Annotated in this window: 22 protein-coding genes and 2 tRNA genes; 18 read left to right on the forward strand and 6 right to left on the reverse strand. The window is 66.8% G+C overall.

Features of this window, described 5'->3' with window-relative positions:
• Positions 1-355: 355 nt before the first annotated feature.
• Entirely contained in the window at positions 356-1,276 is a 921-nt protein-coding gene (locus tag F804_RS0109750; protein ID WP_022707565.1) for an MYG1 family protein, read from the forward strand.
• A gap of 45 nt (positions 1,277-1,321) precedes the next feature.
• On the opposite strand, the gene F804_RS17370 is transcribed toward F804_RS0109750, so the two are convergent.
• Positions 1,322-1,471 (reverse strand): hypothetical protein, encoded by a 150-nt coding sequence (locus tag F804_RS17370; protein WP_022707566.1) that lies wholly within the window; start codon positions 1,469-1,471, stop codon positions 1,322-1,324.
• A 119-nt stretch (positions 1,472-1,590) separates the two neighbouring features.
• On the reverse strand, positions 1,591-2,832 hold the full coding sequence (gene tyrS / locus F804_RS0109760; protein ID WP_022707567.1) for a tyrosine--tRNA ligase: 1,242 nt from the start codon (positions 2,830-2,832) through the stop codon (positions 1,591-1,593).
• A 60-nt stretch (positions 2,833-2,892) separates the two neighbouring features.
• On the opposite strand from tyrS, the gene F804_RS16170 reads away from it, so the two are divergent.
• The 5 genes from F804_RS16170 to F804_RS0109785 all read left to right on the forward strand — a co-directional run bounded on the left by F804_RS16170 (position 2,893) and on the right by F804_RS0109785 (position 6,188).
• A complete protein-coding gene (locus tag F804_RS16170) occupies positions 2,893-4,023 on the forward strand; it encodes an anhydro-N-acetylmuramic acid kinase (RefSeq protein ID WP_022707568.1) in 1,131 nt (376 codons plus the stop codon).
• A 41-nt stretch (positions 4,024-4,064) separates the two neighbouring features.
• Entirely contained in the window at positions 4,065-4,493 is a 429-nt protein-coding gene (locus F804_RS0109770) for a hypothetical protein (RefSeq protein WP_022707569.1), read from the forward strand.
• A 146-nt stretch (positions 4,494-4,639) separates the two neighbouring features.
• A tRNA-Asp gene (locus F804_RS0109775) sits at positions 4,640-4,716 on the forward strand.
• 25 nt (positions 4,717-4,741) lie between these two features.
• Positions 4,742-4,818 (forward strand) — tRNA-Asp (locus F804_RS0109780).
• Between the two features lie 107 nt (positions 4,819-4,925).
• Complete coding sequence (locus F804_RS0109785) at positions 4,926-6,188, forward strand: glutamate-5-semialdehyde dehydrogenase (RefSeq protein WP_022707570.1); 1,263 nt, start codon at positions 4,926-4,928, stop codon at positions 6,186-6,188.
• A 15-nt stretch (positions 6,189-6,203) separates the two neighbouring features.
• On the opposite strand, the gene F804_RS0109790 is transcribed toward F804_RS0109785, so the two are convergent.
• Positions 6,204-6,821, reverse strand: a complete 618-nt coding sequence (locus F804_RS0109790) for a histidine phosphotransferase family protein (protein ID WP_022707571.1) — start codon at positions 6,819-6,821, stop codon at positions 6,204-6,206.
• A gap of 63 nt (positions 6,822-6,884) precedes the next feature.
• On the opposite strand from F804_RS0109790, the gene F804_RS0109795 reads away from it, so the two are divergent.
• The 4 genes from F804_RS0109795 (at position 6,885) to F804_RS0109810 (ending at position 11,140) form a co-directional block, all read left to right on the forward strand.
• Entirely contained in the window at positions 6,885-7,040 is a 156-nt protein-coding gene (locus F804_RS0109795; protein ID WP_084686581.1) for a DUF3553 domain-containing protein, read from the forward strand.
• A 149-nt stretch (positions 7,041-7,189) separates the two neighbouring features.
• On the forward strand, positions 7,190-7,978 hold the full coding sequence (gene olsB, locus F804_RS0109800; protein WP_022707573.1) for an L-ornithine N(alpha)-acyltransferase: 789 nt from the start codon (positions 7,190-7,192) through the stop codon (positions 7,976-7,978).
• Positions 7,975-8,811, forward strand: coding sequence for a lyso-ornithine lipid O-acyltransferase (gene olsA, locus F804_RS0109805; RefSeq protein WP_022707574.1), 837 nt, complete (start codon positions 7,975-7,977; stop codon positions 8,809-8,811). Before olsB ends, olsA begins: the two co-directional genes overlap by 4 nt.
• 64 nt (positions 8,812-8,875) lie before the next feature.
• A complete protein-coding gene (locus F804_RS0109810; protein WP_022707575.1) occupies positions 8,876-11,140 on the forward strand; it encodes an adenosylcobalamin-dependent ribonucleoside-diphosphate reductase in 2,265 nt (754 codons plus the stop codon).
• Between the two features lie 6 nt (positions 11,141-11,146).
• Here F804_RS0109810 and F804_RS0109815 read toward each other — a convergent pair whose 3' ends face one another.
• Positions 11,147-11,722 carry a TetR/AcrR family transcriptional regulator gene (locus F804_RS0109815; RefSeq protein WP_022707576.1) on the reverse strand — a complete coding sequence of 192 codons (576 nt, stop codon included), beginning with the start codon at positions 11,720-11,722 and terminating at the stop codon, positions 11,147-11,149.
• 94 nt (positions 11,723-11,816) lie between these two features.
• On the opposite strand from F804_RS0109815, the gene F804_RS0109820 reads away from it, so the two are divergent.
• Entirely contained in the window at positions 11,817-13,031 is a 1,215-nt protein-coding gene (locus F804_RS0109820; RefSeq protein ID WP_022707577.1) for a multidrug effflux MFS transporter, read from the forward strand.
• A gap of 42 nt (positions 13,032-13,073) precedes the next feature.
• Here F804_RS0109820 and F804_RS0109825 read toward each other — a convergent pair whose 3' ends face one another.
• Together F804_RS0109825 and F804_RS0109830 are read right to left on the reverse strand one after the other, a co-directional pair.
• Positions 13,074-14,378, reverse strand: a complete 1,305-nt coding sequence (locus tag F804_RS0109825; RefSeq protein WP_022707578.1) for an MFS transporter — start codon at positions 14,376-14,378, stop codon at positions 13,074-13,076.
• A 147-nt stretch (positions 14,379-14,525) separates the two neighbouring features.
• Positions 14,526-15,497: a siderophore-interacting protein gene (locus tag F804_RS0109830; RefSeq protein ID WP_022707579.1), complete on the reverse strand. Its 972-nt coding sequence runs from the start codon at positions 15,495-15,497 to the stop codon at positions 14,526-14,528.
• Positions 15,498-15,684: 187 nt separating this feature from the next.
• Here F804_RS0109830 and F804_RS0109835 point away from each other — a divergent pair, with 187 nt between their 5' ends.
• The 7 genes from F804_RS0109835 (at position 15,685) to F804_RS0109865 (ending at position 22,015) form a co-directional block, all read left to right on the forward strand.
• Positions 15,685-17,742, forward strand: a complete 2,058-nt coding sequence (locus F804_RS0109835) for a TonB-dependent siderophore receptor (protein WP_022707580.1) — start codon at positions 15,685-15,687, stop codon at positions 17,740-17,742.
• Positions 17,742-18,920, forward strand: a complete 1,179-nt coding sequence (locus tag F804_RS0109840) for an MFS transporter (protein ID WP_022707581.1) — start codon at positions 17,742-17,744, stop codon at positions 18,918-18,920. The genes F804_RS0109835 and F804_RS0109840 overlap by 1 nt, the downstream gene beginning before the upstream one ends.
• A gap of 120 nt (positions 18,921-19,040) precedes the next feature.
• Positions 19,041-19,511, forward strand: coding sequence for a putative pterin-binding protein (locus F804_RS0109845; RefSeq protein WP_022707582.1), 471 nt, complete (start codon positions 19,041-19,043; stop codon positions 19,509-19,511).
• Positions 19,512-19,591: 80 nt separating this feature from the next.
• Complete coding sequence (locus F804_RS0109850) at positions 19,592-20,803, forward strand: PP2C family protein-serine/threonine phosphatase (RefSeq protein ID WP_022707583.1); 1,212 nt, start codon at positions 19,592-19,594, stop codon at positions 20,801-20,803.
• Positions 20,800-21,147 (forward strand): STAS domain-containing protein, encoded by a 348-nt coding sequence (locus F804_RS0109855; protein WP_022707584.1) that lies wholly within the window; start codon positions 20,800-20,802, stop codon positions 21,145-21,147. Before F804_RS0109850 ends, F804_RS0109855 begins: the two co-directional genes overlap by 4 nt.
• The gene (locus F804_RS0109860; protein ID WP_022707585.1) at positions 21,147-21,563 is read left to right on the forward strand and encodes an ATP-binding protein; all 417 of its coding nucleotides are present in this window, start codon (positions 21,147-21,149) and stop codon (positions 21,561-21,563) included. Before F804_RS0109855 ends, F804_RS0109860 begins: the two co-directional genes overlap by 1 nt.
• Positions 21,560-22,015, forward strand: coding sequence for a hypothetical protein (locus F804_RS0109865; protein ID WP_022707586.1), 456 nt, complete (start codon positions 21,560-21,562; stop codon positions 22,013-22,015). Before F804_RS0109860 ends, F804_RS0109865 begins: the two co-directional genes overlap by 4 nt.

Raw genomic sequence — 22,015 nt, forward strand, 5'->3', positions numbered from 1 at the left:
TTACGATAGATGCCCAAAGGTCTTCCTCTCCGCCGTCGCTCTCGCTGCCACCGTCATGTTCTGGCTGTGACCATCAATGAGTCTGGAGCCTAGAGCTCCGGCGCCTTTGTGGTTATCTTTGCCGAAAAGCCTGCGAAAGCGGGCCGTTTTTCGTCAGCAGAACTGACGCGCAGACAGATATTTGCTACGAGGCTGCAAAGCCTTTGATCGGCGGTCATTGATGATCATTGTAGTTATGGTGTAAATCGCTACCTTCGGGACAAACTATGCTCGAAGCCACAATCCGCCCGCCCAGCAGACGCAGACCATGATGGCCGCCCCCTTGGGCGGTCGTTCCAATTGACGGATTACGCCGATGACCATCCAATATCTCGTGACCCATAACGGCGGCTTCCACGCGGACGAGCTTCTGTCCTCGGTCGTGCTGACACGCCTGCATCCCGATGCCGAATTGAAGCGCACCCGCGCGTCGGAATGGATCACCCCGGCCGAGGGGCGCGTGATCTACGATGTCGGGCGCGACTATGACGCCGGGCGGGGGATCTTCGATCACCACCAGAAGGATGCGCCGCTGCGTGACGACGGGCAGCCGTTCAGCTCGTTCGGGCTGGTCTGGCGGCATTTCGGACGCGACTACCTGCGGGCGCTGGACGTGCCCGATGCCGATATCGAGGATATCCACCGCGCCTTCGACCAGGACTTCGTGCTGCCCATCGACCTTCTGGACAATGGCGCGGTCAGCCCTGCCGTGGCGGGGCCGCTGTCGGGCCTTACGCTGCCGATGCTGCTCGAGAGCCTGAAACCGGTCTTCGACGACCCGGCGCCCGGTGCCGACGATCGCGCCTTCGATCGGGCGCTGGTCATCGCCCGCGCCTTCGTCGAGGCCGCGATCGCGCGCAAGGCGTCGCGCCGGCGTGCTGACGGCGTCGTGCGGCAGGCGATCGCGCAGGCGGGGCAGGGGCGCGTGCTGGAACTGCCGATGGGCATGCCCTACCGCTCGGCCATCGTGGCGTCGGGGGCGGATCACCTGCTGTTCGTCGTCCATCCCCGCGACGGCGGCGACTGGGCGCTGACGGGCATCCGCGTCGACGATGACGGCTTCGGACTGCGTGCCGATCTGCCCGCCGAATGGGCTGGCCTGACCGACGAGGCGCTGGAGCAAGCTTCGGGCGTGAAGGGCGCGCGGTTCTGCCACAATGCGCGCTTCATCGCGGTGGCCTCGGACCGGGATGCGATCCTGCAGATGGCGCGGATCGCGGTCGACAAGGCCGCATGAGAAGGGGCCCCGCAGGGCCCCGTGATCGGCGTGTGACGCGGTGGCTCAGGCGGCCTTCTGCGCGTCGAATTCGCTGACGACCTTGCGCGATTCGTCCTCGCGCGTGAAATAGCCGTACATCTGGTCCAGCACTGCGTCGGCTTCCAGGCTGCGCTTGCGTGCGGCGATGCTGGTGGTCTTGTCGTCTTTCGACATCTTCAATCTCCGGGTTCGGGTCCATCCCTCCCACGGCGGGGCATATATTGACCCGCCGATCAAAGATAAACCGCCCCGACGCTACGTCAGGGCGGTTGCATGGCAGCCTTGCGTCTGGCTCAGGCCAGTTTCAGCATCCGGTGCTTCTTCTTCCCGACCGAGATCTTGATCCCCGCCGCCATCGCATCGCGCGACAGCGCCAGCTGCGGATCGGTCACGGCCTCGTTGTCGGCGCGCAGCCCGCCTTCGGCGATCAGGCGCTTGGCCTCCTTGCCGCTGCCGACGATGCCCGACTGGACCAGCGCCTGCACGATGCTCAGCCCGTCCTGCGTGTCGGCGGGCAGGGTCGCGACCTGCAGGTCGCCGCCCGCGCCGCCTTCCTCGAAGACCTTGCGCGCGGTCTCCATGGCCGAGGCGGCGGCATCCGCGCCGTGCAGCAGGGTGGTCACCTCGTTGGCCAGCAGGACCTTGGCCTCGTTGATCTCGGACCCTTCCAGCTTGCCCAGACGCTCGCACTCGTCGACCGGCAGCTCGGTATAGAGCTTGAGGAACCGCCCCACATCGGCATCGGTCGTGTTGCGCCAGAACTGCCAGAACTCATAGGGCGACAGCATGTCCGAGGACAGCCAGACCGCGCCGCCCGCCGACTTGCCCATCTTGCGCCCGTCCGAGGTGGACAGCAGCGGCGAGGTCAGCCCCCAGATGGTACGGTCGTCCACGCGGCGGGTCAGGTCGATCCCGTTCACGATGTTGCCCCACTGGTCCGAGCCGCCCATCTGCAGCTGGCAGCCATAGCGGCGGTTCAGCTCCAGGAAGTCGTAGGCCTGCAGGATCATGTAGTTGAATTCGAGGAAGCTCAGCGACTGTTCGCGGTCCAGGCGCGATTTCACCGATTCGAAGGACAGCATGCGGTTCACGCTGAAATGCCGGCCGATATCACGCAGGAAGGTCAGATAGTTCAGACCGTCCAGCCATTCGGCATTGTTCAGCATCAGCGCGCCGTCATCGCCGTAATGCAGGTACTGCGCGAAGACGGTCTGCAGGCGGTCGATATTCGACTGGATCGCGGCATCGTCCAGCAGGGGACGTTCCTCGGACCGGAAGGACGGATCGCCGACCTTCGTGGTGCCGCCGCCCATCAGGGTGATCGGCTTGTTGCCGGTCTTCTGGAACCAGCGCAGCATCATGATGTTCAGCAGGTGGCCGACATGCAGGCTGGCCGCCGTCGCGTCATAGCCGATATAGGCCGTGACCGGTCCCTGGAGCAAAGCCTTGTCCAACGCCTCGTAATCCGTGCAGTCGGCCAGATAGCCGCGCTCGGACATGATGCGCAGGAAGTCGGATTTGGGCAGGTAGGTCATGGGCTTCATCCTTCTATTGCGGGGCGATATACAGGTGCGGCGATAAAAGGGGAAGGCGCGATGATCACGGCCCTTGGAATGATGTCGGGAACCTCGCTCGACGGGGTGGACGCGGCGCTGATCCGCACGGATGGCCGCCGGATCGAGGGCTTTGGCCGCAGCGGGTTCCGCGCCTATGGCGACAACGAATCCGGCCTGCTGCATTCGCTTCTGGGCAAGTGGCATGGCGATGAGGGCGTGGCCGAAGGCGCGGCCCTGTCCGAGGCGGCGCATGCGGAACTTGCCGCCGATTTCCCCGAGGCGCAGCTTCTGGGCTATCACGGGCAGACCTTCGCGCATGATCCGGGCGGGCGCGGCACGCATCAGGCGGGGTCCGGCGCGCGGCTTGCGCAGATGACAGGTCGCCCCGTCGTCTGGGATTTCCGCACCGAGGACGTGCGCCGCGGCGGCGAGGGTGCGCCGCTGGTGCCGTTCTTCCACTGGGCCTGCGCGGATTGGGCCGTCGGGCAGGGGCTGCTGGAACGCGGGCCGGTCGCCTTCCTGAACCTCGGCGGGGTCGGCAATATCAGCTGGGTCGATACGCGGCTGCCCGCCCCCGAGGCCGAGGGGGCCTGCCTTGCCTTCGACACGGGCCCTGCCAATGCGCCGATCAACGACCTTCTGCGCGCGCGCCTGCGCATGTCGCGGGACGAGGGCGGCGCGCTGGCGCTGTCCGGTCGCGTGAATGAGGCCATCGTCCGTGACTTTCTGGCCGATCCGTTCTTCCGGCGGCCGCCGCCGAAATCGCTTGACCGCGACCGCTTTACCGCGCTGTCGTATGCGGTCGCGCCGCTGTCCGATGCCGATGCCGCCGCGACGCTGGTCGATGCGCTGGCAAGCGCCGTCCGGGCGGGGATGGAATGGCTGCCCGAAGCGCCAGGCTCGGTGCTGGTCTGCGGGGGCGGGCGGCACAATCGCGCGATCATGCAGGCGCTGTCCGCCAAGCTTGCGCCCGATGTGATGCCGGTCGAGGCTGTCGGCCTGGACGGCGACATGCTCGAGGCGCAGGCCTTCGGGTGGCTGGCGGTGCGCGTGCTAAAGGGGTTGCCGATCTCGGGGCCGATGACGACCAATGTTCCCGAACCGGTCTGCGGCGGGCGCATCAGCCATCCGAGCGGGCATGGGAACAAAGCCGCGCCAAGGGGGTTGTGACCCGTCACCAGCTTTGGCGCCCCCATCGGAAGGACCACGTGATGACCGTTCGACCCATTTTTGTCGCCCTGACCGCAATCCTGCCCGCAGGCATCGGTTTCGCCCAGCAGGCCCCGTTCGAGAACGCCCCCGCAACGCTTGTCGCCACGTCCGAGGTGAACTCTGTCGCGCTGCGCCAGGACAACGTGCTCGTGGATCTGAGCGCGGCGATGGCCGCAGGGATCGAGGGGATGGCCGTCATCTCGGCCGATGATGTCGAGGTGGGGCATGTCGAGCGGCTGAACCCCTCGGAGGGGACGGCGACCATCGGGTTTGGCGGTTTCCTGGGGCTTGGCGAACGCAAGGCGGTGCTGCCCCTGTCGAAGCTTGCATTCCAGCAGCAGCCCGATGGCCAGGTTCGCGCATTCATCGCGCAACCCTCGGACCGGCTGGCCGAGATCCCTGAATCCCCGCAGGCCGATATGTCGTAACCCCCTGCGATTGCTGGGTTTCGAAAGCCGATTTGAAAGTTTCTGCGTTTTCTTCTCAAAAATGTCGCATGGGCTATTGACGGCGACGATGGCTGTGCGTAAACCCCGCCTCACCCCAGCAGGCGAACGGCTGGGGGATGAGTTGGGCGGTTGTAGCTCAGTTGGTTAGAGTACCGGCCTGTCACGCCGGGGGTCGCGGGTTCGAGCCCCGTCAACCGCGCCACAACTCATCAGTCGCCATGGATTGCGCGGTTGTAGCTCAGTTGGTTAGAGTACCGGCCTGTCACGCCGGGGGTCGCGGGTTCGAGCCCCGTCAACCGCGCCATTCCATCCCTTCCCTCCAGTGGAAATGACCCTCGCATCGTCCGAAGGACGACGCTAGAAGGGTGCCCGACCGGGCCGACCGGTCGATCTTGCAACTGGGGAATGACGATGACCACATCCGACGCGCAGCAATTGATCGTGACCTTGGGCGAAGCGGCCCGCATGGCCGCAATCGAGCTTGCGCAGGCCCCAGCACCGCAGAAGACGAAGGCGCTGAACGCCGCCGCCGACGCGCTGGTCGCGGGCAAGGCGGATGTCATCACCGCAAACGAACAGGACCTTGAATTCGCCCGCCGGAAGGGGCTCAGCGATGCGATGCTGGACCGCCTGCGGCTGGACGATGCGCGGATCGACGCGATCGCCGCATCGCTGCGCGAGGTTGCGGCCCAGGACGATCCGGTGGGGCAGGTCATCGCGGAATGGGACCGCCCGAACGGTCTGCATATCCAGCGCGTGCGCACGCCCATCGGAGTCATCGGCGTGATCTATGAAAGCCGTCCGAACGTCACCGCGGACGCGGCGGCGCTGGCGCTGAAATCCGGCAACGCCGTGATCCTGCGCGGCGGCAGCGAGAGCCTGCACAGCAGTGCGGCGATCCACGCGTGCATGGTTCAGGGCCTCCGCGCTGCCGGCCTGCCCGAGGCGTCCGTGCAGATGGTGCCGACCCGCGACCGCGCTGCGGTTTCGGCGATGCTGGGCGCGCAGGGGCTGATCGACGTGATCATTCCGCGCGGCGGCAAGGGGCTGGTCGGGCTGGTCCAGGCCGAAGCCCGCGTGCCGGTCTTCGCGCATCTGGAAGGGATCTGCCACATCTATGTCGATGCCGCCGCCGATCCGGAGAAGGCGCGGCGCGTGGTCGTGAACGCCAAGACGCGGCGCACGGGCATCTGCGGCGCGGCCGAGTGCCTGCTGATCGACCGTGCCTTCCTTGCCGCGCATGGCGATGCGATCCTGCGCGACCTGATCGAGGCAGGGGTCGAGGTGCGGGCAGCCGACGAGCTCGCCGAGACCCCCGGCACGGTCGCCGCAGGGGACGAGGATTTCGGCAAGGAATTCCTCGACATGATCATCGCCGCCAAGCCGGTGGACGGCGTGGATCAGGCCATCGCGCATATCCGGCGCTTCGGCAGCCAGCACACCGAATCCATCCTGACCGAGGATGACGCCACCGCCGCCCGCTTCTTCGCGGGTCTCGACAGCGCGATCCTGATGCGCAACGCCTCGACCCAGTTCGCGGATGGGGGCGAGTTCGGGATGGGCGCCGAGATCGGGATCGCGACGGGCAAGATGCATGCCCGCGGCCCCGTTGGTGCCGAGCAGCTGACCAGCTTCAAGTACCTGGTCACCGGCGACGGCACCATCCGGACGTGACAGCGCGGGGGCGGGTCAGAACGCGATCTCGCCCCCGGTTTCGTCGAACTCGGCCGTCAGGTCGCGACCGCGCAGCGCATCGGCCAGCAGCGGGAACTGCACCTCGGACGGGGCGGCCTCGCGGCCCTTGCCCTGCGACAGCCACGCCCACAGATCGCCGTCCAGCCGCGCCCGTTCGCATTCCGCGACAAGCCGCCAGCCCGGCGCGTTGCGGATGACCAGCACGCGCCCGCCCCACGGCATCGTCGTCTCAAGGCACAGAAGGGCCAGCATCACCAGCCGGACCTGCGTGCGGGGGAAATCGCCCTCGGCCTCCAGCTGGATCTTCATGCGGCCATGCGCCGACATGCCGTCCACCAGCTTCTGCAGTTCGGGCCGCGAGACGCGTTGATCGTCCTGCGCGGTGCCGAAGGCCATGCGGAAGGCTTGGATCCGCGAACGGGCGGATGCGACGGCCTCGGCGATGAGCTGGATCTCGGGTGCCTTGGCGATGCCCGGAAAGTCGGGCGACATCTCCAGCAGCTCCACCCCGTTCCCGATGGCGCCAAGCGGAGATACGAGGTCGTGGCACAGCCGCGATCCGAGAAGTGCGGCAAGATCGCCCCCCCGGGGCGGCGTTGTCACCTGGGACATGTTCGATTAACCTCTGCTGAACCAAGCGGAGCGGTTGCCTTGAACGAGATCCTCGAACCCGGAATGATCGTACGTCACCCCGACGCACCCGAATGGGGCGAGGGGCAGGTACAGTCCCGCATCGGGGACCGCATCACGGTGAATTTCACCGAGGCAGGCAAGCGCGTCCTGGACGGCCGTCATGTGGCATTGGAAATCCTGCGCTTCGACGGCGCGTAAGTTGCTGTTATCATTGATGCAGATTGCAACCCCAGGTTGCACATGGCAAGCAAAACTTTGTTAACGCGCATCGCCCGGACCTGCGATGTTGCAATGATGACGCCCCGCACCTAGACAGTGCCCAACCCAGACCGACTGCCCGAGGCCCCGTGAACCGCGTCGATACCAGCTTCTTCCAGATCCGCATCGCCAAGGACCCGCAGGACCTGATGGCCGCGCAAAGGCTGCGCTATCAGGTGTTCATAGAAGAACTTGGCGGCACCGGTCCCCTGGTCGATCACGACGCCCGTCTGGAAAAGGACGAGTTCGACGATGTCGTCGATCATCTTTGCCTGATCGACACACGCCGCGACGCCGAGGCGCTGGACCACGTGGTCGGCGTCTATCGCCTGCTGCCGGGCGATCGTGCCGCGGGCTTCGGGCGCTTCTATTGCGACGGCGAATACGATCTGCAGCCCCTGCGCGATTGCGGGCGGCCCCTGCTGGAACTGGGCCGGTCCTGCGTCCATCCCGAGTATCGCGGCGGATCGGGCATGTTCATCATGTGGAACGCGCTGGCCGATTACGTGCTGGACCACGGGATCGAGATCCTGTTCGGCGTTGCCAGCTTTCACGGCACCGATGCGCAGATGCTTGCGCCCTCGCTCAGCTGGCTGCACCACAAGCACCTTGCCCCCGAGGATCTGCGCCCGCGCGCCCGCGATGCCGGCTTCCAGCGGATGGACCTGATCGCGCCCGAGGACATCGACCGCCGCGAGGCGATGGTCGCGATGCCCGCGCTCATCAAGGCGTATCTGCGGCTTGGCGGTCAGGTGGGCGAGGGGGCCTTCATCGACCACGAGTTCAACACGACCGACGTGTTCCTGCTGATGGACACGGCGGCCATGTCGGCCAAGCACCGCCAGTTCTACGAAAGCCGCTGGCAGCAGGCGACATGACACCCGTGACCTGGCGCGAGGCCGAGCCGATCGCGCTGCGCCGTCCGCGCGGCCCGCGCGACTGGCTGCGCGTTCTGCGGCGCGGGGTTCCCGCCATCCTGATGCTGCTGATCGGCGTCCTGCTGATCCTGCCCCTGCGCTTGGTCGAGCGGCTGTTCCACGGCCCCCGCCGTCCATGGACCGGACCGCATGTGCAGATCGTCTGCCGCCTGGTCCTGTGGGTCATGGGCATCGGCTGGCAGCGCGAGGGCGTGCCCATGCAGGGCCCCGGGGCGGTCGTGGCGAACCATTCCAGCTGGCTCGACATCCTCGTCTTCAACGCGGCGATGCCGGTCTTCTTCGTCAGCAAGTCCGAGGTCGCGGGCTGGCCGGGCATCAACATCCTGACCCGCGTGACGAACACGCATTTCGTGACCCGCGATCCCAGGCTTGCGCGCCAGCAGGCCGAGGAATTCGCCGCGCGCATCCGGGCCGGCCACCGGCTTCTGTTCTTCCCCGAGGGCACCTCGACCGACGGGCGGCGGGTGCTGCCCTTCAAGCCGACGCTGTTCCAGGGCTTCCTCGATCCGGGGCTGCCGCAGGGTCTGGCGATCCAGCCGATCAGCGCGACCTATCACGCGCCCGCGGGGCAGGATCCCCGATTCTATGGCTGGTGGGCGGATATGGAGCTTGGCTCGCATCTTCTGGCGGTGCTGTCGGTGCGCCATCAGGGCCGCGTGACCGTGCGCCTGCACGCGCCTCTGCCGATCCGCGCCGAGACGCGAAAAACTTTGGCAGCAAAATCAGAAGCGGCGATCAGGAAGGGCTTGACCGAAGCGCTCGGGCGGTGCTGACCTAGCGCGATCCGACATACTGCATATCGTGTTTTCCGTCCCTGCTGCCACAAAGGAACGTCCGATGACCCGTTTTGCCGCCCCAATCGCCGAACAGATCTGGGATATGAAATACCGGATGAAGGATGCCGAGGGGCAGCCTGTCGATGCGGGGGTCGAGGACAGCTGGCGGCGCGTGGCCCGCGACCTTGCGCGGGTCGAAGCCGACCCCGCCGCGTGGGAGGAGAAGTTCTACGGCGCGCTTGCGGATTTCAAGTTCCTGCCCGCCGGTCGCATCCTTGCGGGGGCTGGCACCGGGCGCACGGTGACCTTGTTCAACTGCTTCGTCATGGGCACCATTCCCGACAGCATGGGCGGCATCTTCGACATGCTGAAGGAGGCCGCGCTGACCATGCAGCAGGGCGGGGGCATCGGCTACGACTTCTCGACGATCCGGCCGCGCGGGGCGCTGGTCAAGGGCGTGGCGGCGGATGCCTCGGGGCCGCTGTCCTTCATGGATGTCTGGGATGCGATGTGCCGCACGATCATGTCGGCGGGCAGCAGGCGCGGCGCGATGATGGCCACGATGCGCTGCGACCACCCCGATATCGAAAGCTTCATCGAGGCCAAGCAGGACAGCGCCCGCCTGCGCATGTTCAACCTGTCCGTGCTGGTGACCGACGACTTCATGGAGGCGGTGAAGTCCGGCGGCAACTGGGATCTGAAGTTCGAGGGTCAGACCTTCCGCAGCGTGAAGGCGCGCGACCTGTGGAACCGGATCATGCGGGCGACCTATGATTACGCGGAACCCGGCGTGATCTTCATCGACCGGATCAACAAGGCCAACAACCTGCATTATGCCGAAACCATCGCGGCCACCAATCCCTGCGGCGAACAGCCCCTGCCGCCCTATGGCGCCTGCCTGCTGGGGTCGGTGAACCTTGCGCGGCTGGTGCGCGATCCCTTCACCGATGCCGCGCGGCTGGACCCCGAGGCACTGGACGACCTGGTGCGGACGGCGGTGCGGATGATGGACAACGTGGTTGATGCCTCGCGCTTTCCGCTGGACAGCCAGGCGGCCGAGGCGCAGGCCAAGCGCCGCATCGGGCTGGGCGTCACGGGCCTTGCCGATGCGCTGCTGATGCTGGGCCTGCGTTACGGCGCCGAGGATGCGGTCGCGCAGACGCGGGTGTGGATGAAGGCCATCGCGCGGTCGGCCTATCTGGCCTCGGTCGATCTGGCCAAGGAGAAGGGCGCGTTTCCGCTGTTCGACGCGGATGCCTATCTGCAATCGGGCTTCATGTCCCGGATGGATCCCGACGTTCGCGGCGCCATCGCCACGCATGGCATCCGCAACGCGCTTCTGACCAGCATCGCGCCCACGGGCACGATCAGCCTCTATGCCGGGAATGTCAGCTCGGGGATCGAGCCGGTCTTCGCCTATGCCTACAAGCGCAAGGTCCTGCAGAAGGACGGCACCCGGACCGAGGAGGAGGTCGTCGATTACGCCGTCCAGATGTGGCGCGACCTGAAGGGCGACGCGCCCCTGCCGGACTACTTCGTGAACGCCCAGACGCTGGCCCCGCGCGATCATGTTGCCATGCAGGCAGCCGCGCAGGAATGGGTGGACAGCAGCATTTCCAAGACGATCAACTGCCCCAAGGATATCGATTTCGAGGCGTTCAAGGACGTCTATCTTGCCGCCTGGGATCTGGGCTGCAAGGGCTGCACCACCTATCGTCCGAACGATGTCACCGGCAGCGTCCTGTCGGTCAGCGAGACGACCGAGGCCGCCCCCGAGGCCGATCAGGGTGCCGATGTCGTCTATCTGACCGAGCCGCTGGACCGTCCCGCCGCGCTGGAAGGGTCGACCTACAAGCTGAAATGGCCGGATTCGGCGCATGCGATCTACATCACGGTCAACGACATCGTGCAGGGCGGCCACCGCCGCCCGTTCGAGGTGTTCATCAATTCCAAGAACATGGAGCATTACGCCTGGACCGTCGCGCTGACGCGCATGATCTCGGCGGTGTTCCGGCGCGGGGGCGATGTCAGCTTCGTCGTCGAGGAGCTGAAGGCCGTCTTCGATCCGCGCGGCGGCGCGTGGATGAAGGGACGCTATGTCCCCTCGATCTTGGCCGCGATCGGCGGCGTGATCGAACAGCACATGATCGCCACGGGGTTCCTTGCGGGCGAGGGGCTGGGCCTCAAATCCGACCCGCAATCCGAGGTGATGGCCGTGGGCGAGGCACCGCGCGGTCCCGCATGCCCGGCCTGCGGAGAGTTCGGCATGCGCATGGTCGAGGGCTGCATGACCTGCCCGTCCTGCGGCCACTCGAAATGCGGATGACGGAGATCAGGCGAAGACCGAGTCCGTGATTTCTTGCGCCAGCGCGTCATCGACGGGCTGGCCGTTCAGCAGACGGTACCAGAACGCGCCGTGGATGAATTCGGACATCAGGCGGGGGGACCGGCCTTCGGGCAGCTCGCCCCGCTCGCGTGCGCGGCTCAGGATCTCGGTCACCATCTCCTCTCGCGGTTGGACGAAGCGGGTGCGGAAGGCCTCGCCGAACGAGGCGTCCTGCTGGGCAGCGGCGATCAGGGCGCGCAGGGTGTCGCCGTCGCGACCCAGATGCGCGAAGACGCCGGTCAGGAAGACCCGCAGCTGATCGGCGGCGGGTGCCTGCGGATCGGGGGCCGGTCTGTCGGCGTATCTTGCCGTCTCCTCGAAGACGGCTTCCAGGACGAGGTCGGCCTTGGTGGCCCAACGGTTGTACAGCGTCTGACGCGCCACCCCCGCAGCCGTCGCGATGGCCGAGATGGACACGCCGTCATAACCCTGTTCCCTGATCAGCCGCAGCGCGGCAGCCTTCAGCGCCTCGCCCGCCTCGGCATTGGGCGGGCGGCCCGTTCTGCGAGTCTTTTCGGTCATCCTGTCCTCCTGCCTTGGCCCTTCTTGATATATGGACTGCCGTCCACTAATTGCAAATGGACTGAAGTCCACTATGCGAGACAAGGAACGCCACATGCCTCAAATCCAACTCTCCTCGAAACATGCGGCGGCGATAACCGCAACCCTGGGGCTGCTGTCGCTGTTTCCGCCACTGGCGACGGACATGTACCTGTCGGCCATCGGAGATCTGGCGGATTCGATGGCGACCGACCATGCGGGGGCCGAGCTGTCGCTGTCGATCTTCTTCCTTGGCCTGTGCGTCGGACAGTTGCTGATCGGACCGCTGGCGGACGGGTTCGGGCGCAGGCTTCCGCTGCTGGCGGGGACGGTACTGTTCCTTGCGACCTCGGTCCTGCTGCCGATGATGGACGATATCGCCAGCTTCAACGCGTTGCGCTTCCTTCAGGCGATCGGGGCCAGCGCGGGCATGGTCGTGGGTCGCGCGGTGGTCAAGGATCTGTACAGCGGCCAGCAGGCGGCCCAGGTGATGACGGTTCTGGTCATGCTGCTGACGGTCGGTCCGATCGTGTCGCCGACCCTTGGCAGCCTGCTGCTTCAGGCATTCGGCTGGCGCTCGATCTTCGTTGCGATGGCGGCGGTCAGTGCCGTCGCGCTGGTCCTGACGCTGCTGGTCCTGCCCGAGACGCTGCCCGCGCCCGGGCGTCAGCGCCGCCCGTTCCGTGACGGTGCCGTCAGCGCGGCACGCCTGCTGGCGCGGGGGTCGTTCCTGTCGATGACGCTGGTCGCGGGCTTCGTGCAGGGCGGGATGTTCGCCTTCATCACCGGATCCTCGGGCGTCTTCCAGGGCCGGTTCGGACAGGACACGCTGTCCTTCGGCCTGATCTTCGCGCTGATCGCCGCCGCGCTTGTCGTGTTCGGTCGCGTGAACACGATCCTGCTGCGCAGGCATTCGCCCGCGCGCATCCTGTCGCGGGGCCTGCCGGTCTTCGTCGCGGCGTCTGCCGTGCTGGTCGCGATGTCGGGAACGTCGCAGATGTGGCTGTTCGTGGTGCCGCTGTGGATCGCGATCGGGATGGTCGGGCTGCTGTCGGCGAATGCCATGTCCATGGCGATGGAGGTCGCACATGACCGTGCGGGGATCGGCTCGGCCCTGCTGGGCGCGATCCAGTTCGCCATCGCGTTTGCCGTGTCGTTGCTGGTGGCGCTTGGGGGCAGCGGGTCTGCCATGCCGATGGCGATGGGACTGCTGGTGCCGTCGCTGGCGGCCTCCGGGCTGTTCTTCGGCAGCCGCGCGATGCGCCCGACCGCTGCCGCGACGGGCCAATAAGGATGCGCCCTGCCGGTTCGGAACCGGCAGGGCGCGCGTTCGTCAGACCTCGTTCCGGCCCGAGGCCAGGATGCAGATCAACGAGATCACGGCCGCCACGAGGACGTAGTAGCCGACATAGGCCATCCCGTAGGTCGCCTGCAGCCAGGTCGCGATATAGGGCGCCAGCGATGCGCCGACGATGCCCGCAAAGTTGAATGCCAGCGACGAGCCGGTATAGCGCACATGCGTCGGGAAGGGCGCGGCCAGCGCGGCGCCGATCACGCCATAGGTGACGCCCATCAGCGCCATGCCGATGGTGACGAAGGTGAAGACGCCCGCCCGGCTGCCCGACAGCAGCGGGTCCAGCGCGAACGAGAACGCGCCGATCAGGATCGTGACCAGGATCAGCAGGTTCCTCCGGCTCCAGCGGTCGGCGATCTTGCCTGCGAAGGGGATCAGCGCGCCGAAGACCACGGCACCCCAGACCTGCACCTCCAGCGCCTCGGGCAGGGTCATCTCCAGCACCTTGACGTTGTAGGACAGCAGATAGGCCGAGCCGATATAGAACAGCACGAAGGTGGCAAGCGCGACGAAGGTGCCCAGGAACAGGCTGCGCTTGTGGTTGCGGAACACCTCGACGAAGGGCACGGACACGCGGTCATGGCTGTCGATGGCCTTCTGGAAGGCCTTGGTTTCGGCCAGCGACAGGCGGACCCACAGGCCGACCGCGATCAGCACGATCGAGAACAGGAACGGCACGCGCCAGCCCCATGCCAGCAGATCCTCGCGCGACATGAAAGTCAGCAGCAGCAGGAACATCCCCGAGGACAGGAACAGCCCGACAGGCGCGCCCAGCTGCGGGAACATGCCGTACCAGCTGCGCTTGCCCGGAGGGGCGTTCTCGGTCGCGATCAGCACCGCGCCGCCCCATTCGCCGCCAAGGCCGAAGCCCTGACCGAAACGGCACAGCGCCAGCAGCAGCGGCGCCAGCACGCCGATCTGGCTGTAGGTCGGCAGAAGGCCGATGATCACGGTCGAAATGCCCATGGTCAGCAGCGCCGCCACCAGCGTCGCCTTGCGGCCCACGCGGTCGCCGAAATGGCCGAAGACCACCGCGCCCAGGGGGCGCGCGAAGAACGCGATCGAGAAGGTGGCGAAGGAGGCCAGCAGCGCGGTCGTCGGATCCTCGCCCGGGAAGAACAGCGCGGGGAAGACCAGCACGGCCGCGGTGGCATAGACGTAGAAATCGAAGAACTCGATCGTCGTGCCGATCAGGCTGGCCAGCAGGACCCTGCTCGGCTTGTTCAATGGGGTCGGGGCTGCCGAAGGCTCGGCCATGCCCCCGGTCGAGGAAGCGTCGGTCATGTCATTCGTCCAAGTTGTAGCCGCGGGAAGGCTCCCGCAAATCGGACCCACGCCCTAGCGGAACAAAACTGCGCCAGAAACCGCATCCGCGAAATTTTTGGCGCTTGCATGGCAGGGTTTCGTCAGATGCATGACTTGGCGGCGGTTTCAGGACCAGTAGGCGGCGACCGTCATGTCCTTCTTTTCATGCCCGCGCGATTGCAGGTGCTTGCGCGCGGCGCGGGCCTCGTCGGCGCTGGCGGCGAACCAGACGAACTCGGTTGGCGCGATTGCGGTGGCGGACAGGGCTGCGGTCAGGTCGTCCGAAACGGTCACCCGCGGATCGCTGGCCGTGTCGCCCAGATCGGCGCTGGTGCATCGGATGGTCGCGGTGACCTGGCCTGGTGCCTCGGACAGGATGCGGCGGATGGCGGGCAGGGCGGTCTGGTCCCCGAACAGATGGACACGCGCGGCGGTGGGGATGCCGCCTCCGCCGGGGCCGATGATGGCGACGGTCTGTCCGGTCGGATCGCCGTTCACCCAGTCGCAGGTCGGGCTGCAATCATGGCGGAAGATGTCGAAATCCAGCCAGCCCGGTCCGTGATCCGCCACGGTATAGACCGCGCGGTGCAGGCTGTCGGGACCTTCGGGCCATCCGACGCGCCCGGTCGGCTGGACGCGGGGCCACACGGGCTCTCGCCCCTTTGGAGGCAGCAGCAGGCGGAAATGCATCGAGCCCTCGGTAAAGCGCGCGGCATCCGGCGCGGCGATGCGGACCCGGACGAAGCCGGGGCTGGGCCGCGTCACGCGCAGCACGCGCATCAGCGACAGGCCGGGCGCCAGCGCGCCCGCATCGACGTGATCCCAGGAGATGCCCAGCCCGACCTCGGCGAAGATCTCGGTTGCGCTGTCACGCAGGTTTCCGATCAGCCTTTCCTCGGGGGCGGACAGGTCGACAGACATGCCGTCCACATGCGGCACGAGGCGCAGTTCGCAGCCCCAGACCGACATGGTCAGTTCGTCATGCGTCTCGGTCAGCGGCACCTCCCACGCGGCGGCGCGGGCCTTCAATGCGGCGATCGCGGCACCCGATGATTGCGCGATCAGGCCCGTGCTGCGGTAAGTGCGAAGATGTGCCATGGCTGCCCCTGTCTCTTTCGGCAGCTATAGCATAGTCTTTCAGTCGGACAATTGACAATTCCGATAGATTCGATCAGTTATCCGGCACCAATCAGCCCCGAGGGCAGCCAGAACCCCACCCGCGAACAGCGCTTCGCGGGGCGGTTGCGCCTGTCTTCCGGCAAGCCCCGCACCGAAGGATGGCCCCATGAAACGACCCCTGATCGCATTCCTGCTGGCGAATTGCGCCGCGATCGCCGCATCGGCGCAGGACGCCCCCTACATGCTGGACGGCATCACGCTTCAGGCCGAAAGCAACACCACGCTGGTCCAGGACGGCTATGTCGCGATCAGCAGCCGGCAGGCGACCCGCCTCGATACGCCCGTTGCCCGCATCCCGCAGGCCGTGTCGATCATCACGCAGGACCAGGTCGAGGATCAGGCCCCGCGTTTCCTGAACGAGGCGCTGAGCTATACCGCCGGGGCGAACCCGAACAATTACGGCTTCGACAACCGCTTCGACGCGTTCTTCCTCCGGGGCTTCCCGACCAGCTATAACGGGTTCTTCCGCGACGGGCTGCAGCAGGTGAACTCTCCGACGGCGTGGTTCAAGACGGAGCCCTACGGGCTGGAAGGCGTGGCGGTGCTGAAGGGGCCGAACTCGTCGCTCTATGGTGTCAGCGGTCCGGGCGGGATCGTGAACCTCGTGACCAAGCGCCCCAAGGACGAAACCTATCGCGAGATCCGCGCGACGACCGGCGCGAACGACCGCGCCGAGATCGCGGCGGACTGGTCGGGCCCGGTATCCGAGGGCAGCGACTTCAGCTATCGCCTGACGGGGCTGCATCGCGACGCCAACAGCGATCTGGCGGGCTACAAGGACGACAAGACCTATTTTGCACCCGCGCTCAGCTGGGATAACGGCTTTACCCGCGCGACGATCCTGGCCGAGTATTCGACCTCGACCACGGGCGGCACGGCGGCCTTCTACAACCCGTCCTATGGCGTGGCGTCGCGGATCTACAACGGGGATCCCGACTATAACGATTTCGACCAGGACCAGTGGCGCATCGGCTACGAGGTCGAACACGACCTGACGCCCGACCTGACCCTGCGCCAGAGCTTCCGCGCGGCCCGCGTCGCGGCGGACCTAGAATACAGCGGCTACTATGCCTCGGGCGATGCGCTGGCGCGGTATTGGGGCCATTACCGCGAAGAGGTCGAGACCCAGACCCTGGACAGCGGCATCCGCTGGAGCGTCGCGACCGGCGGCGTCGATCACGAGGTGCTGGCGGGCATCGACATCAGCCGCACGGATTACGACAGCGCGGCGACGCTCGGCTATGTGTCGGCTGCGGAAACTGCGGCGGCTTCGCTGGTCTTCGACGGGTCGCAGGTGACCGAGCAGGCGGGCATCTATGTCCATGACCAGCTGAGCTGGAACAGCTGGCAGGCATTCGTCAGCGCACGCTTCGACCGGGTCGAAAGCAGCTCGACCGCCGATGATGGCACCGTGACCGACAGCACCGACAACGGCCGCTCGGGTCGGGCCGCGCTCAGCTATGACTTCGGGAACGGGGTGATGGCCTATGGCAGCGTCTCGACCTCGTTCTCGCCCAATACGGGCTTCGTCTATGCCGTGGGCGACGACGAGAACGGCACCCCCGCCGAGGCCACGCAGGCCACCCAACGCGAGATCGGCGTGAAATACGCCCCCGAGGGCACGAACCTGCTGATCTCGGCGGCGATGTTCGACATCGACCAGCGCGACGGCGTGGTTCTTGATGCCTCGACCGGCGTGAACCGCAAGCGCCAGCTGGACCTGAACAGCCGCGGCTTCGAGGTCGAGGCGCAGGCCAGCTGGTCGAACGGCTGGTCGCTTCTGGCAAGCTATGCCCACCAGAAGGTCACGATCGAGAAAGGTGCCACCGGAACCGACGGGAACGAGCTGTCCGCCAGCCCCAACGACACCCTGTCGGTCTGGGCGAAATACGACGTGCAGGCGGGGCCGATGCAGGGCCTTGGCCTGGGCGCGGGGCTGCGCCATGTCGGCAGCAGCTACGGCGATGACGAGAACAGCTTCGAGAATGACGACCGCACCTTCGTCGATTTGGCCGTCAGCTACGAGATGCCGCAGGCCGAGGGCGTCGAGATGCAGCTGAACGTCAAGAACCTGTTCGACCAGGACAAGCAGACCTGTACCGCAGGCTATTGCTATCGCGACGAGGGGCGCACCTGGACCGCCAGCATCAGCCGCCGCTTCTGATGCGTCCGGGCGACGGAACGAGGGTCCTGTCGGGCCTCTGGGCGGCCTATGCCGCCCAGAGCGTCATCGGCGGGCTGACATGGGGCGGCCTGCCGGCCGTCCTGCGCGACCAGGGGCTGCCGCTTGACCGGATCGGCCTGCTGTCGCTGCTGATCGCGCCCTGGGCGCTGAAGTTCCTCTGGGCCCCGCGGGTCGAGCGTCTGCGGATCAGGCCGGGCCTTGCCCCGCGCACCCCGCAGGTGGTGCTGGCGACCGGGACCATTGCCGTCGCGGGGCTGATCCTGACCGGTTGGCTGGGCCTGGTGCCGCTGCTGCCGGTGCTGGCCTGCCTGATGCTGGTCGCCATCGCGACGGCCACGGCGGATATCGCGGTAGACGGCCACGCGGTCGGCACGCTGGCGCGCCATCAGCAGGGATGGGGCAACGCGGCGCAGGTCGGGGGGGCCTATGTCGGGTCCGCGATCGGTGGCGGGCTGGTCCTGGTGCTGGTGGCGGCGACGGGCTGGCGGAACTCGGTCTGGCTGCTGGCGGCGCTGGTGGCGCTGCTGCTGGGCTGGTTCGCGCTGACCGCCCGGAACGCACCCCCGGCACCCGAGGCCGCCCCGGCCCCCAGCCTGCGCCGCGCCTTCGCCCGCCCCGAGATCCGCAAGGGCCTGCCGCTGGCCGCAAGCTTCGTGCTGGCGCAGAAATTCGCCATGGGGATGTATGGCCCGTTCCTGATCGACCTGGGGCTGCCGCTGACGACAATCGGCATCCTCAGCGGTTTCGGCAGCCTGGTTCTGGGCCTGCTGGGCGCGCTGGTCGGCGGGGCCTCGGTCCGGCGCAACGGGATCCGCGCGACGCTTCTGACGGCGCTTGCGGGGCAGGGCGCGCTGATGGCGGTCCTTGCATGGGCGCCGCTGCCTGTGATGGCGCTGGCGGGCGTCTGCCTTCTGTCCGGATCGGCGATGCTGTCCTTCGGGTTCACCGCGCTTTACGCCCAGTTCATGCGTTGGTCGGACAAGGCGCAGGGCGGGGTGGATTTCACCCTGTTCCAATGCATGGACGGCATGCTGGGGATGGGCATGGGAACGGTCGCGGGCGTGGTCGCGCAGCAGGCGGGTTTCGGCACGCTGTTTGCGGTCTCGGTCGGGCTGGCGGGCCTGTCCGCGGTCGCGATTTCGGTCAGCAAATCCTGACCCGCGCGTCACCGGGCCTGACCTTTTGGACAGGGGCCCTAGCCCCATGCTCGCTGCAAGCCGGGGGGCTTTGGCGGTATGTTGGACAGCATATCCACCAACATCGCCGGAGCCCCTTGCATGTCACCCCGTACCGAAGTCATCGCCGCCGCATTCCTTGCGACCATGGCAATGCCCGCCATGGCCCAGGACGTGCTTCTGACGGTCACTGCCGGAGGAAGCACCCATCACTACGACCTGGAGGCCCTGCAAGAGCTTCCCGTGACCGAATTCACCACCTCGACCAACTGGACCGAGGGCGAGGTGACCTTCACGGGCGTCGCGCTTGCAACCCTGTTGGCCGAGGCGGGGGTCGAGGATGGCAGCGTCATGGCGACCGCGATCAACGACTATGCCGTCGAGATCCCCGTCGCCGAGGTGACCGAGGACGCCCCCATCATCGCCTACATGCAGGACGGCGAGATCCTGTCGCCGCGCGACAAGGGGCCGCTCTGGGTCGTCTATCCCTTCGACAGCGATCCCGAATACCAGACCGAGATCGCCTATTCGCGCAGCATCTGGCAGCTGGACCGGATCACGGGCGCCGAATAGGAAGTCCTTGAAACCACAGGTTGTGCTTGGCGTGAAAGTGATTACCCTGAACCCGTAACGAGGTCGTGATGAGGTATTGGATGCCGATCAGCACACCGATGCAGGGGGAAGAGGTTCACGGCTGGCTTGTGGTCGTGGCCGATGACGATGCGTTCCAGCGCAGCTATGCCTCGGCCATATTGCGCAAGCTGGGGTTCATCCCGATCGAGGCCGCGGACGGCGTCGAGGCGCTGGCGCTGGTGCGCAATGCCGGCGCGCAGCTGCTGATCTGCGACCTGGACATGCCGGGCCTCGACGGCCACGAGGTCGTCCGGCAGATCCGCGCCGATCGGTCCGAGGCCTATGTCCACATCCTGATGGTGACCGGCAGCGGGCAGCGGGGCGAACGGGACCGCGCGCTCGAGGCCGGGGTCGACGATTTCATGGCCAAGCCGCTGGATGCCGCCAGCCTGACCGCGCGCGTCCGCAGCGTGACCCGCCTTCTGGCGCATGAGAAGCTGCTGGCCGAACGCAACCGCACCATCGCCGAGGCCAAGCAGCGGATCGAGGACGACATCCGCATCGCCGCCCGCGCGCAGAAGCGGCTGCTGCCCGCGCCCCATGCGGAACTGGGCGACACGCAGTTCCACTCCGCCTTCCAGCCGTCGAACATCCTGTCGGGGGACATGTTCGCCTATTACGATCTGGGCGACGGGATGATCGGCTTCTATGCGATCGACGTGGCGGGGCACGGGGTGAACGCATCCCTTCTGTCGGTCTCGCTCGGGCATCTGCTGACCAGCGACTATTTCCGCAGCCAGGTGGCCACGCAGCCCGGATCGCCCGATCCTGCGGCCCTTGTGGCCCGGCTGAACGAACGTTTTTTCGATGCGGACGGGCAGGATTATTTCACCATGTTCTGCGGCGTGATCTGCCGCGCGACGGACCGGCTGCACTATTGCCAGGCGGGCTATCCCCCGGCGCTGCTGGTGTCGGACGACGGCGCGATCACGCCCGTGGGCGAAGGGGGCTTTCCCGTCGCGCTGATCGGGCAGATGGATTTCCAGAACGCATCGGTCGCCTTCCCGCAGGGTTCCTCGCTGGTGCTGCTGTCGGATGGCGCGCACGAGGCCGAGGACGCGGCGGGCACCGCCTTCGACGACAGCCGCATTGCCGAGGTCGTCGGCGCATCGGCCACAACCCCTGCGAATATTCCCGCGAAAATGCTCGCGGCATTGACAGAATGGCGCAACGGCATCCCACTTGACGATGACCTGAGCGTGCTGGTCTGCGAGAGGAGAAGCAAGCCATGATCAAGGCGTTGCCCGGACACGAGAATGGAATCTGCGTCGTCGACCCCGGCCTGGAACGGCTGACGGCGGCGAATGCGACGGCGTTCAGGGACGAGCTGATCGCGCTGCTGGGCAATGGCGAGGATCGCCTGCTGGTCGACATGTCCGCCGTCGAATTCGTCGATTCCTCGGGGGTGGGCGCGATGGTGGGCGTGCTGAAGAAGATCGGCAACCGGGGCGAGATCGCGATCTGCAGCCTGACGGGCAACGTGGACAAGATGTTCCGCATCACGCGCATGGACAAGGTCTTCGCGATCTATCCCAGCCGCGCGGCAGCCCTTGCCGCCATGAGCGAGCGTCCCTGATGGCCTGGGTCGAGGATATCCGCCCCGACGAGGCCGAGGTGGACCGCGTGCTGCCCGATCTGTGCCGGGCGCTGGCCGATCTGCTGACCCCCGACAAGCTGACCGCGCTGGAGATTGCCGTGGCCGAGGCGCTGACCAATGCCATCCGTCACGCCCGCGCCAGCGGCACCCCCGAGACGATCCGCATCGCCGCATCGGTCGAACCCGCGCGCGTCCGGATCGAGATCGTCGATGCGGGCGACCAGAGCCCTGCCGACCTGTTCGAGGATGTGGCGGATCTGGATCAGATCGATCCGCTGGCCGAAGGCGGCCGCGGTCTGTCGCTGATCTCTCATTGCGCCGACGGGGTCGAGTTCGTTCCCGCACAGGGCCGCAACCTGCTGCGGCTGGCCTTCGACAGGCAGGAGGGGGCATGATCTGGGTCCTTCTGGCAGCGGCGACCGCGTTGGCGCTTGGGGCGGCGATCATGCTGCGCCGCAGGCCCGTCGCCACGCCCGAGCCGGTGGAACGCCGCTTTGCCCACCCCGAGGAACTGCAATCCCGAATCGAGGAGCTGAGCGGCGAGGTCGGCCCCATGGTCGTCCCGCAACTGCTGCGCGCCGCATCGGACGATATCGGACGCAACCTGGCCCTTCTCGAGGCCCCTGCGACCGAAGAGGAGACGCGCCGCGGGCTGCATTCGCTGATCGGCATCCTGGACACGATCGGCTGCGTCACGCTGGCCGACAGCTATCGCGCCCTGCAGGACGATTTCCGTACCGGGGGCATGGACGAGGGGCGGCGCAACGAGGCGCTGACCGAAACGCGGCTGCTGCGCGCAGAACTGGACGCGCTGACCCGCCCGGAAGGTGAAACGGCAGGAGGATAG

Source organism: Paracoccus zeaxanthinifaciens ATCC 21588 (assembly GCF_000420145.1).
Classification (GTDB): Bacteria; Pseudomonadota; Alphaproteobacteria; order Rhodobacterales; family Rhodobacteraceae; genus Paracoccus; species Paracoccus zeaxanthinifaciens.